General features: G+C 68.2%; 13 protein-coding genes. 6 read left to right on the top strand and 7 right to left on the bottom strand.

The genetic code is table 11. The annotated features are described in order from the left end of the window. Window positions 1–4: 4 nt before the first annotated feature. From AC10QF_RS17795 to AC10QF_RS17785, 3 genes are all read right to left on the bottom strand, one after another. Entirely contained in the window at window positions 5–1,945 is a 1,941-nt protein-coding gene (locus AC10QF_RS17795) for a DUF885 domain-containing protein (protein ID WP_494542608.1), read from the bottom strand. A gap of 94 nt (window positions 1,946–2,039) precedes the next feature. Next, window positions 2,040–2,828 carry a queuosine precursor transporter gene (locus AC10QF_RS17790; protein WP_049414431.1) on the bottom strand — a complete coding sequence of 263 codons (789 nt, stop codon included), beginning with the start codon at window positions 2,826–2,828 and terminating at the stop codon, window positions 2,040–2,042. Continuing rightward, complete coding sequence (locus tag AC10QF_RS17785) at window positions 2,825–3,508, bottom strand: DUF502 domain-containing protein (RefSeq protein WP_111096827.1); 684 nt, start codon at window positions 3,506–3,508, stop codon at window positions 2,825–2,827. Before AC10QF_RS17785 ends, AC10QF_RS17790 begins: the two co-directional genes overlap by 4 nt. Before the next feature lie 76 nt (window positions 3,509–3,584). On the opposite strand from AC10QF_RS17785, the gene AC10QF_RS17780 reads away from it, so the two are divergent. Next, complete coding sequence (locus AC10QF_RS17780) at window positions 3,585–4,898, top strand: hypothetical protein (RefSeq protein ID WP_099496198.1); 1,314 nt, start codon at window positions 3,585–3,587, stop codon at window positions 4,896–4,898. Window positions 4,899–5,035: 137 nt separating this feature from the next. On the opposite strand, the gene AC10QF_RS17775 is transcribed toward AC10QF_RS17780, so the two are convergent. The 4 genes from AC10QF_RS17775 to trxA all read right to left on the bottom strand — a co-directional run bounded on the left by AC10QF_RS17775 (window position 5,036) and on the right by trxA (window position 9,849). Further along, the gene (locus AC10QF_RS17775; RefSeq protein ID WP_099496199.1) at window positions 5,036–5,488 is read right to left on the bottom strand and encodes a DUF4442 domain-containing protein; all 453 of its coding nucleotides are present in this window, start codon (window positions 5,486–5,488) and stop codon (window positions 5,036–5,038) included. Between the two features lie 73 nt (window positions 5,489–5,561). Then, a complete protein-coding gene (locus tag AC10QF_RS17770) occupies window positions 5,562–7,187 on the bottom strand; it encodes a CHASE2 domain-containing protein (RefSeq protein ID WP_049414428.1) in 1,626 nt (541 codons plus the stop codon). After that, entirely contained in the window at window positions 7,184–8,884 is a 1,701-nt protein-coding gene (locus AC10QF_RS17765) for a FecR family protein (protein WP_049414427.1), read from the bottom strand. The genes AC10QF_RS17770 and AC10QF_RS17765 overlap by 4 nt, the downstream gene beginning before the upstream one ends. A gap of 107 nt (window positions 8,885–8,991) precedes the next feature. Beyond that, window positions 8,992–9,849: a thioredoxin gene (gene trxA / locus AC10QF_RS17760; protein WP_494542607.1), complete on the bottom strand. Its 858-nt coding sequence runs from the start codon at window positions 9,847–9,849 to the stop codon at window positions 8,992–8,994. Between the two features lie 49 nt (window positions 9,850–9,898). On the opposite strand from trxA, the gene AC10QF_RS17755 reads away from it, so the two are divergent. The 5 genes from AC10QF_RS17755 to holA all read left to right on the top strand — a co-directional run bounded on the left by AC10QF_RS17755 (window position 9,899) and on the right by holA (window position 15,226). After that, on the top strand, window positions 9,899–10,078 hold the full coding sequence (locus AC10QF_RS17755) for a hypothetical protein (RefSeq protein ID WP_146257503.1): 180 nt from the start codon (window positions 9,899–9,901) through the stop codon (window positions 10,076–10,078). Between the two features lie 28 nt (window positions 10,079–10,106). Continuing rightward, complete coding sequence (locus AC10QF_RS17750; protein ID WP_111178058.1) at window positions 10,107–10,706, top strand: DUF998 domain-containing protein; 600 nt, start codon at window positions 10,107–10,109, stop codon at window positions 10,704–10,706. Between the two features lie 105 nt (window positions 10,707–10,811). Further along, window positions 10,812–13,454: a leucine--tRNA ligase gene (gene leuS / locus AC10QF_RS17745; protein WP_494542606.1), complete on the top strand. Its 2,643-nt coding sequence runs from the start codon at window positions 10,812–10,814 to the stop codon at window positions 13,452–13,454. A 137-nt stretch (window positions 13,455–13,591) separates the two neighbouring features. Then, window positions 13,592–14,176, top strand: coding sequence for an LPS-assembly lipoprotein LptE (locus AC10QF_RS17740; RefSeq protein ID WP_494542605.1), 585 nt, complete (start codon window positions 13,592–13,594; stop codon window positions 14,174–14,176). A gap of 12 nt (window positions 14,177–14,188) precedes the next feature. Further along, window positions 14,189–15,226: a DNA polymerase III subunit delta gene (holA, locus tag AC10QF_RS17735; RefSeq protein ID WP_494542604.1), complete on the top strand. Its 1,038-nt coding sequence runs from the start codon at window positions 14,189–14,191 to the stop codon at window positions 15,224–15,226.

Here is a 15,226-nt window from a genome sequence, read left to right as displayed (position 1 = left end):
GGGGTCAAGGTGAAGGCGTGGGCGTAGTGCTGGCCGGCTGCACCATCCAGCGTTCCATCTTGCGGTCCAGCACGTCCAGCGGCATCGAGCCGTCCTTCAGCAGTTCGGCGTGGAAGCGGCGCAGGTCAAAGGCGGCGCCCTGGCGTGCCCTGGCCTTGTCGCGCAGGGCAACGATGGTGGTCAGGCCGGCGACGTTGGACAGTGCCTGGCCGGGCTGGGCCATGATCCGCTCCACCTCGGCGTTGGCGTCGTCACTGCTCATGTCCACGGTCTTCTGCAGGTAGCTGACGGCCTGCTGCTTGCTCCAGCCCTGTGCGTGCACGCCGGTATCGGCCACCACGCGGGCGGCACGCAGCAGGCGCGAGTACAGGTAGCCGATGCGGTCGTAGGGATCGGTGTAGATGCCCAGGTCTTCGCCCAGCGTTTCGGCGTACAGGCCCCAGCCTTCGACAAAGGCGAGATCGCCACCGAGGCGGCGGAAGCGCGGCAGCTTGGCCAGCTCCTGCTGCAGGCCCAGCTGCACGTGGTGGCCCGGAATTGCTTCGTGCAGGTACTGCACCGGCACGTTCCAGCGCTTGCGGCTGGGCAGGTCGCGGGTATTGATGTACAGCACGCCCGGTTGCCCGGCCGCCGACGGCTGATAGGCGGCAGCGGCGGCGGTCAGTGCGCGTTCCGGCTCCACCGCACGGACCTCCAGTGGTGCCTTCGGCAAGGTATCCAGCACCTGCGGCAGGCGTACGCTGACCTGCTGCTGCACCTGGCGGTAGCGGTTGATCAGCGCGTTGGCATCGCCGTACTGGAACTGGCGGTCGTTGCGCATGCTGCGCAGCAGCTTGGTGGGAGAACCGCGCAGCTTGGCGTCCTTCATTACCGTGGCGATCTGCGCCTGCAGTTCCTGCACGCGCTGTTCGCCCAGCGCATGCAGTTGTGCGGCGGTCTGGTCGCTGGCGGTGGTCTGCACGATCAGGTTGGCGTACCAGGCCTGGCCATCAGGCAATGCGCCCAGGCCGCTGCTGGCGCGTGTGGCCGGCAGGTATTCGGTGGCGATGAAGCCGCGCAGGGCGCGGTAGGCCGGCATGATGCGCAGCTCGATCATGCGCTTGTATTCGGCGCTGATGCGCGCCTTGTCCTCAGCCGGGATGGTGTTCGGCATGGTGCGGATCGGCGACCAGAAGATGCTCTCTTCGGCGGTCGGCTTGATCACCGCATCCAGCTGCGGCAGCACCTTTTCCATCAGGTCGCGCGGCTGCACCACGCCGGCCTTCATGCCCTGGCGCATGTTGTCGATGGCCTGGTCGAACAGCTCGGGAATGCCCAGCGAACGGCGTGACCAGGTGTCGTAGTCCTGCACGGTATTGAACGGCTGCGCGCCGGCACCGGAACCGAGGATCGCCATGATGCTGCCGATGTTGTAGTACTGGCTGATCGGCATCATCCAGCTCGGGTAGCGCTCGGCGGCCAGTGATGCGCGCGCGTCGCGCACGAAGATCTCGTAGCTGAGCAGGTCCTGACCCTGCAGGCCGTCACTGCCGAGCTTCTCGACCTTGCCCAGCCATTGCGTGGTGAAGTCGTGCGACTGCTGGCGCCAGGCGGCAGACAGGATGTTGGGCAGCTGGTCGTTGTAGCGGGCCTCGCCCTGGAAGGTCGCCTGCAGCGGATTCAATCGCATCGAGGCATCCCAGTACTCGTCGTACAGGCGCTCCAGCTGCACCTGCTTGGGTACGGCCCGGGCCGGTGCGACCGGACGCGGCGCGACGCGGCGCGCCGAACTGCCACGGGCCGGCGCGGTGGCGCGGGCGGGCCTGGCCTTGGGCTTGGCGGCCTGGCGGGTCTGCGCGGCGGCAGGGCGGCTGGCCTTCTTCTTCGCTGCTTCGGCCGACGGCACGGCACTGAACAGGAATAACGCGGCGATGGCGGCGGCCAGGGCGCGGGTGGGATGCGGCATCAGGAGCTTCCGTGGAACACAGACCGTGGAGCTTGCACGATCCGGCCGCGTACGGCCAGCGTGAAGGCGCAGTCAGCTTTTTGCCGCTGGGGCTTCAGTCAGCCGCGGCCGCGGCGCGCAGGGCGGCGGCCCTGTCGGCACCCAGATAGCGGGTGATCGCACGCCGCATCAGGTACAGCAGTGGAATCAAGGCAATCGCAAAGCCCATCTTGTAGATGTAGTTGACGCTGCTGACGGCTAGGAACAGCGAGGTCGGCCAGTGCTGCGGGCCGAGCACGAAGGCGATCCAGATCACCACGAAGCTGTCCACCACCTGGGAGATCGCGGTGGATCCGGTCGCACGCAGCCACACGTGGCGCTCGCCGGTGGCCTGGCGGATGCGATGGAACACTGCCACGTCGATCAGCTGGCCGAGCAGGAAGGCCACCAGCGAACCGGCGATGGTCCACATGCCCTGGCCGAACACCGCTGCGAATGCCGCCTGGTAGTCCGGCACGCCGTGGCCGTCCATCGAGGTGACCCACCAGCTGGCCGGCGCCAGCGAAATCGCTGCGAAGGCGAACAGGAAGCCATAGGCGATCAACACCACGGCCAACCACGAGATGAAGCGCACGCCGCGCTTGCCGAAAAACTCGTTGATCGTGTCGGTCATGATGAACACCACCGGCCACAGCAGGGTACCGGCGGTGAAGCTGAGCGAGCCGGTCTGGCCAAACAGGTTCCAGTTCAGCGGATCGATGCCGAGGGTGTCTTCCAGCGCGAAGATCTTCACCCCGATCAGTTCGGCCAGCACGGCGTTGCCGCAGAAGAACGCGGCCAGCACGATGAACAGCAGGACCGCGCGGTCCTGCAGCGGGCGCTCGATCGGCGCCACGGTGGTCATTCGCTGCGTTCGCCTGCGCGCGTGAACGGAACGCTGGACGGTGCGACTGCACCGCCGGAAATGATGAAGCTCATGGCCTGGTCGACGGTCCAGTCGGTCGGGGTCAGCAGCTCCACCGGCACGATCTCCAGGTAACCCGAGGTCGGGTTCGGCGTGGTTGGCACGTACACCGCGGCCAGTTCACGGTCGGTGCCGTGTTCCTTGATGACGCGGGTGACCAGGCCGACCGACTTCATGTCGCGGTGCGGAAAGTCGATCAGCACCACGCGCTGGGTGCTGCCCGGTTCGGTCTGCAGCATGTCCAGCAGCTTCTTGGCGCTGTCGTAGATGATGCTGGCCAGCGGAATGCGCTTGATCACCGCGCCGACCCAGCGCAGCAGGCGCTGGCCGAGCACGCGGCGGCTGGCCAAGCCCACTGCCAGGATCACCAGCAGGGTGGCGAGCAGGGCGATGGTGTTCTGGATCCACTCGGCGCGGACCCAGCCGAGGTAATGCGGGAAGCTTGTCGCGATCTGCTCGGAAAGCGGCACCACCAACGGGCTGGAAATGCCCGAAAGCAGCACGAACACGAACTTGACCACGACCCAGGTCAGCCAGATCGGCAGCAGGGTCAGCAGGCCAGTCAGGAACAGGCGCTGCAGGGAGGGGCGGGGGACCAGGGCGGGGGCTTCGAGCGACATGCGCGCATTGTAGCGGCCACGGCCGGTCGATTACGCTGGCCGATCGACTGCGGCAACGATGCATGGAAGGGAAGCTGTGTTGAAGATTCTGCGCGGACTGGGCTGGGCCCTGGCAGGACTGCTGGTGCTGGCCATCGTGGTGTGGTGTGCCTCGCGCATGTGGCCGGTGCCGGAATCACGGCTGCAGGCCCAGCAGCGGTTGCAGGCCCGCCTGCCCGCTGATGGCCGCAACGGCTTTGCGCTGCTGTGGACACTCGCGTTCGACGATCTCGACCCGGGCCAGCGCGATCAGGCGCTGGCCCGGGATGTACAGCGCTGGGAGGCGGATCCGCGCGGCAAGGGCGCCCGTCCGCAGCTGGCAGAGGACCACGTCGAGCTGCGATCACGGCCTTCGGCCAGCTGCGGACCGACCGCCAGTGACTGCCTCGCCCAGGTGCGCGCGGACCCGCAGCGCTTCGTCGATGCCCACGCTGGCCACCAGCAGCTGCATGCGCGCCTGGACCAGCTGGCCGATGCGGATCACTTCGTGTCGCCGTTCCGGCCAAAAGGGGAAGGCATCCTGGTGCCGATGCCGACCTATGGTTTGGTGATCGACGCCACCAGCGCACGCGCGCTGGCCTATCTGCAGGGTGATATCGACGGTGCGCTGCGTGGCAGTTGCCGCGGGCTGCAGCTGGGCCGTCGGCTGGTGACGGGCGGCAGCTACCTGGTGGAGAGCATCATCGGTGCCAGCCTGGTGCAGGCCAATGCCCAGCTGCTGGCCGACATGCTGGTCGAACTGCCAGCCGACCAGCCGCTGCCAGCGGAATGCGAGCAGGCGATGAAGCCGATGCGGGCCGCCGAACAGAGCCTGTGCCGTGCGATGCAGGGCGAGTATGCGATGAGCAGGGCTGCGATCGAAACCTCGGCGCAGGAGTTCGGTGGTGTGCTGGTACTCGATCGCCGCAGCACCCTGGCGCGCGTGGCGGGCAACCTGGGCTGGGCCTGTGGTGCGGCGGCGATGACCGCGCTGGAGGCGGATCGCCCGCTGCCGGTGCCGGCACCGCCGCAGCATGACTTCGGCTGCCTGTCGAACATCATGGGGTGCGTGCTGGCCGATATCGCGGGTCCGGCCTATCCCGCCTATTCGTCACGGCCCCAGGATGCCGCCGCGATGGTGCGGCTGATCGGTGCGCAACGCTGGCTGCGACAGCAGGCCGAGGACCCTGTGGATGCGCTGAAGCGCTTGCCTGCCCAGTTCCGCTCGCAGGTGCGGGCACCGCAGTTGTCGGCCGATGGCCGCCGCCTGCAGGTACCGCGGCGCTCAGCGCCGCGCAGCACCGGCGAGAGCCCATGGTTGTCGGTACCGTTGGTGGCGGGGGACGCCCCGCCCGCCGCCGCGCGCGACTGAGCAGCGGTGGCCAGTGCGCGCTGTCCTCGTCATCCTCGCGGCTGCCTTCGCTCCGCGTCGCACCGCAGGTGCACACGCGCATACGCGCGCATCGGAGCCTCCCTGGCAGGGCAGCAGAGGACAGCGCCCGCGCCGGATCAGCGCGCGTGTGGCTTCAACCGCAGATAGACCTGCTTGCGCACCTGGGCGACCACCTCGCCGCTTTCGTCGACGACGTCGTTGCTGAACCAGCGCAGCACCTTCCCGCCGCCCGCTGCTTCGGCACGCAGTTCGGCCAACAGCGCATCGTCGATGCGGAACGAGGTGCGCACCGTGCCCCGGCCAGGCTTGAGGAAATCGATCGCACCGGCCCGGTCCCACACGTAGTAGTCACGGCCGAGGATGTGCAGCAGGCCCAGCATCCAGAACGGATCGGTCATCGCAAACAGGCTGCCGCCGAAATGCGTCCCCACGTAATTGCGGTTCCACGGCCGCAGCCGGAGTTCCACGTCGATCTGCCGGTAGTCGGGCGTGATCCGGGTGACGTGGATGCCGGTGAACAGGAACGGTGGCCAGAGGTTGATGCCGACGCGGAACAGGCGGGCGTTCATGCAGATCCGGAGCGCAGGGCGGGGTGTCCAGTCTAACCATTCGCATGCGTATGTTGCACCCGGGGCAGGGATGTCATGCCCCGCCGTCGATCGTGTACCCGTCGCGGCCGTTCGCCTTCGCCTGATAAAGGGCGGTGTCGGCGCCTTCCACGAAATGGTGGGGCTGCAGTTCGCCGTCGGGCACGCGGGTGAATACGCCGATGGTGAGCGTGACGGTATCGTCGCTGCCTTCGCCCGGCGCCGGCAATGCGCGCACGCAGGCAATCAGGTCCTCGATCACCTGGCGTGCACCCTCGGCCGGTGTATCCGGCAGCACCAGCGCGAATTCGTCGCCACCGTAGCGTGCCGCCATGTCGCGCGGGCGGCGCGCATGGGCGCCGATCAGGCGGGCGACATCACGCAGCACGCGGTCGCCGACCTGGTGCCCGTGGCGATCGTTATGGCGCTTGAAGTGGTCGACGTCGATCAGCGCCAGGCTCAATGGCTTGCCGCTGCGCCGCGCCGCATCGCATTCCTGCTGCAGCGACTGCTCGAAGCGGAGGCGGTTGCCCAGGCCGGTAAGGGCGTCGCGGTTGGCCTGGCGGTGCCAGGCCGAGATCCGCCACACCGCCCAGACCAGCAGTGCCAGCGTCACGCCCAGCATCGCGCTGGCCGGCGCCCACCACAGGTCACCCGTGCGCAGCAGCAGCCAGCTCAGCAGGGCCGGCATCGGCAGCGAACACAACGCGACCAGCCAGGGCAGGCGCAGGCCGAGCAGGATCACGCACAGCGCCACCAGCACACCGCTGATGGCGTGCTGCCAGGCATGTGGTAGAACATCGATCTGCTTGTGCTGCAGCAGCATCGAGGCGATGTTGGCCTGGTACTCGCTGCCGCTCATCCAGAACTCGCGGGTGGTCGGGGTCAGCAGGCGGGGCGCGATGCCGCTGGCCGTCATGCCAACGACGATGCGGCGGCCATGCAGCATCGCCATGTCCACGTGGCCATCGAGAACGTCCGCATAGGACACCTGCGGCAGCCGCTCGGGGGGGCCGGCGTAGCGCACGCGAACGTAATCGTCGCGACGCCATTGATAGGGCGAGCCCAGTTCCGGGTCGGGATCGGGCAGGCCGCGTACGGCACCGGCAGGCAGGTCGGCCAGTGCCAGGCCCAGTGCCGGCCAGTGCGGCTGGCCGATACCTGCGTGCAGATAGACGCCACGGGCGACGCCGTCGCCATCCACCTCGACATCGGTGTGGCCGATGGCGGCAGCACTGGCAGCGATCTGTGGGATCGGCAGCATTTCCTCGGCCATGCGGTCGCCGGCCGCCGGTGCGGCCAGCACCGGCAGCACCACCCGGCCATTGCGTCGGATGGCGGCGGCCAGTTGATCATCCTGTCGGCTGTCACGGCGATCCGGTTCGGACAGCATCAGGTCCAGCGCGACGCGTTCGGCGCCGGCATCGGTCAGGCGGTCAAGCAGGCGTGCATGCACCGAGCGTGGCCAGGGCCACTGGCCGATGCGCTGCAGGCTGCCTTCGTCGATGGCGACGATCAGCACGCTGGGATCGGGGCGGTAATCCCAGTTGCCGACCAGCGCGTCATAGGCCGCCTCGTCCTGCCGCCACAGCCATTGTCCCTGGCTGGCCACGATGGTCAGCACGCCGGCCAGCAGGGCCAGCAGGATCCGCTTCGACCATGGCAGCGGCGAGCGCCTCACAACAACAACCAGAGCAGCAGGGCACCGCCACCCGCGCCGTAGCACAGGCGGCACGGCAGCGGGACCTGCTGGGCAGGCGAGAACGCGCTGGCGTGGCCGTCATCGTCGATGTACTGCACGCGTACGTGCAGGGTGCCGCTCCACGGGCGCTTGAAGCTCACCTGCGGCTGGTCCACGGTTTCGTCGACCAGCGGTGCCTTGAAGTCACCGCGGCGATCCACCTGCACCCGGTAGCGCTGGCCTTCGCTGCCGGCCTGCCAGCGCAGCGTCAGCTCGCCGTGTGCGGCCTCGGGCGGTTGCAGTGCCGGGTCCACTGGTTCATTGCTCAGCTGCAGCGGCAACGCCTGGCCATAGCGGCCCTGTCGGCCTTCGCCATCGCGCGAGGCCACGCGCCAGTAGTACTGGCCGGGCGGCAGCGGTTGCGCCAGGCGCAGGTCGGTCGCATGGGTGGCCTGCTCCTGCAGGGGCTGCAGGAAGCTGGGTTCGGTGGCGATCTGCAGGACGCTGCTGCGCGCACCGGGGGCCTGGCTCCAGCGGAAACGCGGTCGGTCGCTGTTGATCGTCTGACCATGCAGCGGCGATACGGTCAGTGGCGGTGGTGGCTGGTCACCGAGCTCGAAATCGGCGCTGGCATCCAGGCCTTCGACCCCCTGGGCGTCGACCGCGCGCAACAGGATGCGCAGCTGGCCAGGCGGCAGGTCGCCGATCGCCAGCCGGGTGTCGGCGGTGGTGGCGGCGAACAGCAGGATCTCCGGCGTTGCCGCCTGCACTACTTCCACCCGGTAATGATCGGCGCCATTGACCGGTTCCCAGGCAAGCAGGGTCGGCAGCGGCGCCAGGCGCAGCGCGTCATTGCGCAACGCCGGCGCCGGCAGCAGTGCGGAGACCGCAGCGGGCGCCGCATCGGCACTGCTGCTGCGGGTGGCTTGGCCCGGCCGGACCAGGCGCTGGCCATGGGGGTTGCCGACCTGCACCTTGCCCTGCAGGACCTCGGTGGCACCGACGTGCCCGTTATCCCCGGCGCTGACCCGGAACACCGTGCCGCGCACGCTGCTGGTGGCGGTGGGCGCATCGATGATGTAACGCGAGGCGGGACCGCGCGCCGGCGTCACCCGGTTGCTGGCTCGCCCCTGCTGCAGGCGCAGTCGGGTGTCGACCATGCCGGTGTGGCCGTAACGGCTCAGCTGGTCCAGGCGCAGGCGCGAGTACTCGCGCAGCTGCAGGCGCGAGGCATCGGCGAATTCCAGGGTGATGCTGGAATCGCCTTCGGTCTCCACGGTGTCACCGATATGCAGCTGTTCGCCGGCCTGGAGCGCGCGGGTCGCCGTGCCATCGGCGCCCGACAGCGCGACCTTGCCGCGCACGGACAGCACCCGGGCCGGCGCCGGTTCGGTGCGCAGCCAGCTGATCGGGAAGCGCAGCAGCTGGCCCGGCGGCAACTGGTAGGGGTTGTCGATGCGGTTGTGCTGCTGCAGCTGCTGCCAGCGTACCGAGGGCTTCAGGTAGAGCCCGCCCAGGTCCCACAGGGTATCGCCGGGCCGGACGCGATAGTTCCAGTCCTGGGCGCCGGCAAGGGCGGGCATCAGGAAGAGGGCGCAGAGCAGAGCGCCCGTTAAATGCATGGCGAACGACAGAGAGCGGACGACGGTCACAGTTTGCAATCCCGGCAATGCGGGGGTGCAGCTGCAAGACCCCATGGCCCCGACCTCATCCCCCCGAACGGATCGTGGCGACCGCATGGCCACCAGCGCGCGCATTATTGCCCGCGTTCAGTGCAGGGATTCTGAACGGGGCGGGCTCCCGTTCAGAACAGCAGCGACGCCATCCTGCGGCGGTACTGGCCGACCAGGTCCTCGTCGGAGATCACATTGAAGGCGTCGATCAGCGCCTTGCGCGGCAGGCCTTCCTCGAATCCGCGGTCGATCCGCAGCATTTCGAGGAACTGGGCCAGCGCGGCCTCGTCATGACCGCCGAGCAGCAGTTGCACGCCGCGCAGGTGGCGGGCCTTGAGGTCCTTGCCGTCAGCGGCGATGCGTGCCTCCAGCACCTCGGCGGCCGGGGCATCTTTCAGCGCGGCGGCGAAGGCCAGGCGGGCGCGGGCACGCACGGCGCGGTCGTCGGTGGCCAGATTGGCAGGCAGGCCGTCGATCAGGGTGCTTGCCTCGTCCACGCCACCGATCTGCAGCAGGGCCAGGGCCAGGTCGAGCTTCAGTTCATCCTTGTCCGGCTCGGCGGCGATCTGCGCACGCAGCACATCGACCTGCGCCTGCGGATCCAGCGGGGCGTCATCTTCGGGGGCAGCATCGCCCACATCGGCCGGTACGATGCCGTGCTGGGCCAGGAACTCACGCAGCTGGCCTTCCGGAATGGCGCCGGGGAAGCCGTCCACCAGCTGGCCGCCCTTGACCAGGAACACGGTGGGCACCGAGCGGATCTGGAAGGCCGCAGCGATCTGCTGTTCCTTGTCGACATCGACCTTGGCCAGCTCGAACGCACCGTTGTACTCGGCAGCCAGCTTTTCCAGCATCGGGCCCAGGGTCTTGCACGGCCCGCACCAGGTGGCCCAGAAGTCGACCAGCACCGGCGTCTGCAGCGACTTCTGCAGGACTTCGGCCTCGAAGGTCGCAGTGGTGGCGTCGAATACATAGGTCGTCTCGGTCATGGGGAAAGCATCGCTTGGCATCTGGAGACCGATTCTATGGTGACGATCGATGTCCGTCTCAACCCTGCCATCACATCGCGCGCGACGGCCTCGGGGGCGTGGCACGCAGTACAGCTCGTGGATCACCCGCTTTCCGGAGCTGACCGGCGTGCTGGCCGAGGTGCGCCGGAAGCACCCGGCCTCGGCCGCGCGCTTGGCGCACTGCGTCACTGCCGCGACAATGCGCTGATCCATTCTTTTCCGGGTGACTGCGCGCAATGTCCATGGTCCGGCTTGATCGTTGGTTGGGACTGCTTGCTGCAGTCGTGTTCGTCCTGGCTGTGTCTGGCTTCGGTGCCGGCCTGGAGGGTTATGCACAGGCCCGCCACCCGGTGGCGCTGCTGGGTGCGCGGGGTGTACCGCATGCGCTGGCCTTCAATCTGCTTGGATTTGTGCTGCCCGGCGTGCTCGCCGCGGTGGTGGCTGAGCGCCTGCGCCGCAGCCTGCCCGCCACTGCCGGCTGGGCATCGAGGGTCGGCAGCCAGATGCTGCTGCTGGCTGGCCTGGGCTTTGCCGCGATGGGCTTGCTGCCGCTGGACGTGGACGATCTGCATGGGCCGGCCAGCCAGCTGCATGCCAGTGCCTGGATGATCTGGGTGCTGGGCTTCGTCGCCGGGACCCTGTTGCTGGGCACGACACAGCTGCGTCAGGCGCATGGCCGCGCCCTGGGCGCCCTGGCCCTGGGCTGCGGCGTGCTGGCTGCGGTGGCCGCGTTTGCCCTGCAGGGCGTGCTGCCGGCGCCGCTGGCACAACGGCTGGCGTTTGCCTGCTGGGTGGCCTGGCTGGCCACCGCACTGCCGCTGTCGCGCCAACGCTGAGACGGCTCCCGGGGCATCGCGGCGCCCACCCCCAGCAGGCAGGATTGGAGACGTTTGCCGCACTGCGGTACGCTGTACCGCTTTGCCGCCGCATCCGCGTGTTCCATGACCAGCGCTGAAACCAACGCCTACGACCCGCAGCAGGTTGAATCCGCCGCCCAGCAGTACTGGGACGCCACCCGTGCCTTCGAGGTCGACGAGACCTCGGACAAGCCGAAGTACTACTGCCTGTCGATGCTTCCGTACCCGTCCGGTGCGCTGCACATGGGCCACGTGCGCAATTACACGATTGGCGACGTGATCAGCCGCTACAAGCGCATGACCGGCCACAACGTGCTGCAGCCGATGGGCTGGGACGCGTTCGGCCTGCCGGCGGAAAACGCCGCGATCAAGAACAAGACCGCGCCGGCGGCGTGGACCTACAAGAACATTGACCACATGCGCAGCCAGCTGAAATCGCTGGGCTATGCCATCGACTGGTCGCGCGAGTTCGCCACCTGCCGTCCGGACTATTACGTCCACGAGCAGCGCATGTTCACCCGCCTGATGCGCAAGGGCCTGGCCTATCGCCGCAACGCGGTGGTGAACTGGGACCCGGTCGACCAGACCGTGCTGGCCAACGAGCAGGTCATCGACGGCCGCGGCTGGCGCTCCGGTGCGCTGGTGGAGAAGCGTGAGATCCCGCAGTGGTTCCTGCGCATCACCGACTACGCCCAGGAACTGCTGGATGGCCTGGACGAGCTGGATGGCTGGCCGGAATCGGTCAAGACCATGCAACGCAACTGGATCGGCCGCTCGGAGGGCCTGGAAATCCAGTTCGACGTGCGCGACGTCGATGGTGGCGTGCTGGATCCGCTGCGCGTGTTCACCACCCGCCCGGACACGGTGATGGGCGTGACCTTCGTGTCGATCGCCGCCGAACACCCGCTGGCGCTGCACGCAGCGAAGAACAACCCGGAACTGGCCGCGATGCTGGCCGACCTGAAGCAGGGCGGTGTATCCGAGGCTGAACTGGAAACCCAGGAAAAGCGCGGCATGGATACCGGCCTGCGCGCGCTGCATCCTGTCACCGGCGAGCCGGTGCCGGTGTGGGTCGCCAACTTCGTGCTGATGGGCTACGGCACCGGCGCGGTGATGGCCGTTCCGGGCCATGACCAGCGCGACAACGAAGTGGCCAACAAGTACGGCCTGCCGATCAAGCAGGTGATCGCGCTGAAGGATGCGCGCACCGACGAAGAGCGCAACTGGGACGGTAGCCGCTGGCAGGACTGGTACAGCGACAAGAGCCGTGCGTTCGAGCTGGTGAACTCGGCCGAGTTCGACGGCCTGGATTTCCAGGGGGCCTTCGAAGCCCTGGCCGAACGTTTCGAGCGCAAGGCCCAGGGCCAGCGCCGCGTCAACTACCGCCTGCGCGACTGGGGCGTGAGCCGCCAGCGCTACTGGGGCTGCCCGATTCCGGTGATCTACTGCGACAAGTGCGGTGCGGTGCCGGTGCCGGAGGAGCAGCTGCCGGTGGTACTGCCGGAGGACGTGGCGTTCTCCGGGACCGGTTCGCCGATCAAGACCGACCCGGAATGGCGCAAGACCACCTGCCCGGAATGCGGTGGCGCCGCCGAGCGCGAGACCGACACCTTCGACACCTTCATGGAGTCGAGCTGGTACTACGCCCGCTACACCTCGCCCGGTGCCCGTGACGCTGTCGACAAGCGCGGCAACTACTGGCTGCCGGTCGATCAGTACATCGGTGGCATCGAGCACGCGATCCTGCACCTAATGTATTTCCGCTTCTACCACAAGCTGCTGCGCGACGCGCGGATGGTGGACAGCAACGAGCCGGCGCGCAACCTGCTGTGCCAGGGCATGGTGATCGCCGAGACCTACTACCGCCCGAATCCGGACGGTTCGAAGGACTGGATCAACCCGGCCGATGTGGAAGTGCAGCGTGACGAGCGCGGCCGCATCACCGGCGCCACCCTGATCGCCGACGGCCAGCCGGTGGTGGTCGGTGGCACCGAGAAGATGTCCAAGTCGAAGAACAACGGCGTGGACCCGCAGGCGATGGTCGGCAAGTACGGCGCCGACACCGTGCGCCTGTTCTCGATGTTCGCCGCGCCGCCGGAGCAGTCGCTGGAGTGGAACGAGGCCGGCGTGGACGGCATGGCGCGCTTCCTGCGCCGCCTGTGGGCCCAGGTGCAGAAGCATGCTGCCGACGGTGCCGCCCCGGCGCTGGACGTTGCAGCACTGGATGCCAACCAGAAGGCGCTGCGCCGCAAGACCCATGAAACCATCGGCAAGGTCGGTGACGACTACGGCCGCCGCCACAGCTTCAATACCGCCATCGCAGCGGTGATGGAGCTGATGAACGCGCTGGCCAGGTTCGAGGACGACAGCGAGCAGGGCCGCGCGGTGCGCCAGGAAGCGCTGCAGGCCGTCGTGCTGCTGCTGAACCCGATCACGCCGCATGCCAGCCACGCCCTCTGGCAGGTGCTTGGCCATGGCGAGACGCTGCTGGAAGACCAGCCGTTCCCGCAGGCCGACAGCAGTGCGCTGGTACGCGATGCCCTGACCCTGGCGGTGCAGGTCAACGGCAAGCTGCGCGGCACCATCGAGGTGGCGGCCGATGCCGTGCGCGAGCAGGTCGAGGCGCTGGCTCTGGCCGAGCCCAACGCGGCCAGGTTCATGGAAGGCCTGACGGTGCGCAAGATCATCATCGTCCCGGGCAAGATCGTGAACATCGTCGCCGCCTGATGTACCTCGCATCGGCCACCCGCGCGGTGGCCGATGCCTTTCCAGAAGCAGGGCCGGGTGCTTGATGGCCCTGCATTCACGCGGCTTCGGGCACGCTGTGTGTTGCCGTGATCGCCCGGCTCCGCCAGACTGTCTCCATGACCCGAATCCTGCTTGCCCTCGTTCTTGTCCTCGGCCTCGCCGGCTGCGGCTTCCATCTGCGCAACAAGCTGATGCTGCCGACCGACACCGCCCCGGTGAAGGTGGTCTCCACCGCCCCGTACAGTGAACTGGTCAAGCTGCTCAATCGCAGCCTGCTGGCCTCTGGTGCCAGGCTGGCCGATGAGGACAGCAAGGAACCCAGTACCCAGCTGCAGGTGTTGTCCGAGCGCTGGGGTGACCTCCCGATCGCCATCGACTCGCAGGGTCGTGCGCAGGAGTACAGCCTGCGCTATGCGGTGATCTTCATCTTCCGCCGCGAGGATGGCAGCGAACTGGTGCCGCAGCAGGTGATCGAACTGTCGCGCGACTACGTGTCGCCGCCGACCGACGCCACCGGTACCACCACCGAACGCGAAATCCTGGCCACGGAGCTGCGCCGGGAAATGTCCGCCTCGATCATCCGCCGTATCGACAGCGTGGTCCGCGCCGAGATCGAGAAGGGGGGCAGCCTGTCCGCGCCGAAGGCCAAGCCGATCGAGGGCGCGGTGCCGGCAGAGCCTGCCGCCGCCATCAAGCACTGAGCGGCAGCGACGATGGAACTGCGTCCGGAGCAGCTGGCCAGCCAGGGCGCTGACACCGCGTTGGCGCCGGTGTACCTGATCGCAGGCCCGGAAACACTGCGCGTACTGGAGGCCGCAGATGCCATCCGCGCGCGTGCGCGCGCCTCGGGCATCGGCGAACGCGAAGTGTTCGATGCCGACGGGCGTGATTTCGACTGGAACCAGCTTGACGCCAGCTTCAATGCGCCAAGCCTGTTCAGCGCCCGCCGCCTGGTCGAGGTGCGCCTGCCCAGCGGCAAGCCGGGCAAGGAGGGCGCCGAGGTCATCAGCCAGTTCTGCGCCAACCCGGCGCCGGACGTGGTGTTGATGATCACCGCCAATGAATGGAGCAAGGCCCACCAGGGCAAGTGGGCCGAGGCGGTCAGCCGCATCGGCGTGCTGTCGGTGGCATGGGCGATCAAGCCGCACGAACTGCCGGACTGGATCGAGCGCCGCCTGCGCGGCAAGGGCCTGCGTGCCGACCCGGCTGCCGTGCAGCGCCTGGCTGAGCGGGTGGAGGGCAATCTGCTGGCCGCCGCCCAGGAAATCGACAAGCTGGCGCTATTGGCCGACGGCCAGCCGTTGGATGTGGAACGGATGGAGTCGCTGGTGGCTGACGCTGCCCGCTACGACGTGTTCCGGTTGGTGGAGGCGACGTTCTCCGGCCAGCCGCCGGCGATGCTGCGCATGCTGGCCGGCCTGCGCGGTGAAGGGGAGGCGGTGGCCGCATTGATGCCGATCGTGATCCGCGAACTGCTGGCCGGCGCAGGCCTGGCCCGCGTGCAGGCGCGTGGTGGCAACCTGGCCGCTGAAATGAAATCGCGCGGCATCTGGGAATCGCGGCAGGCGCCTTACAAGCGCGCGCTGCAGCGGCACCCGGAAGGCAAGCGCTGGGAGCGCTTTGTGGCCGAGGCGGGGCTGGTCGACCGCATTGCCAAGGGGCGCGCTGACGGCGACGCCTGGCTGGCGCTGGAACGCCTGCTGGTGGCCGTGGCCGAGCCGCGTGCCGTGCGCCTGTTGGCGCGGGCCTGA

This window comes from Stenotrophomonas maltophilia complex sp. Om-AH-Sm3 (assembly GCF_059337855.1).
The sequence above is the reverse complement of the archived record's forward strand: the minus strand, read 5'-3'. Positions and strand labels throughout refer to the sequence as shown.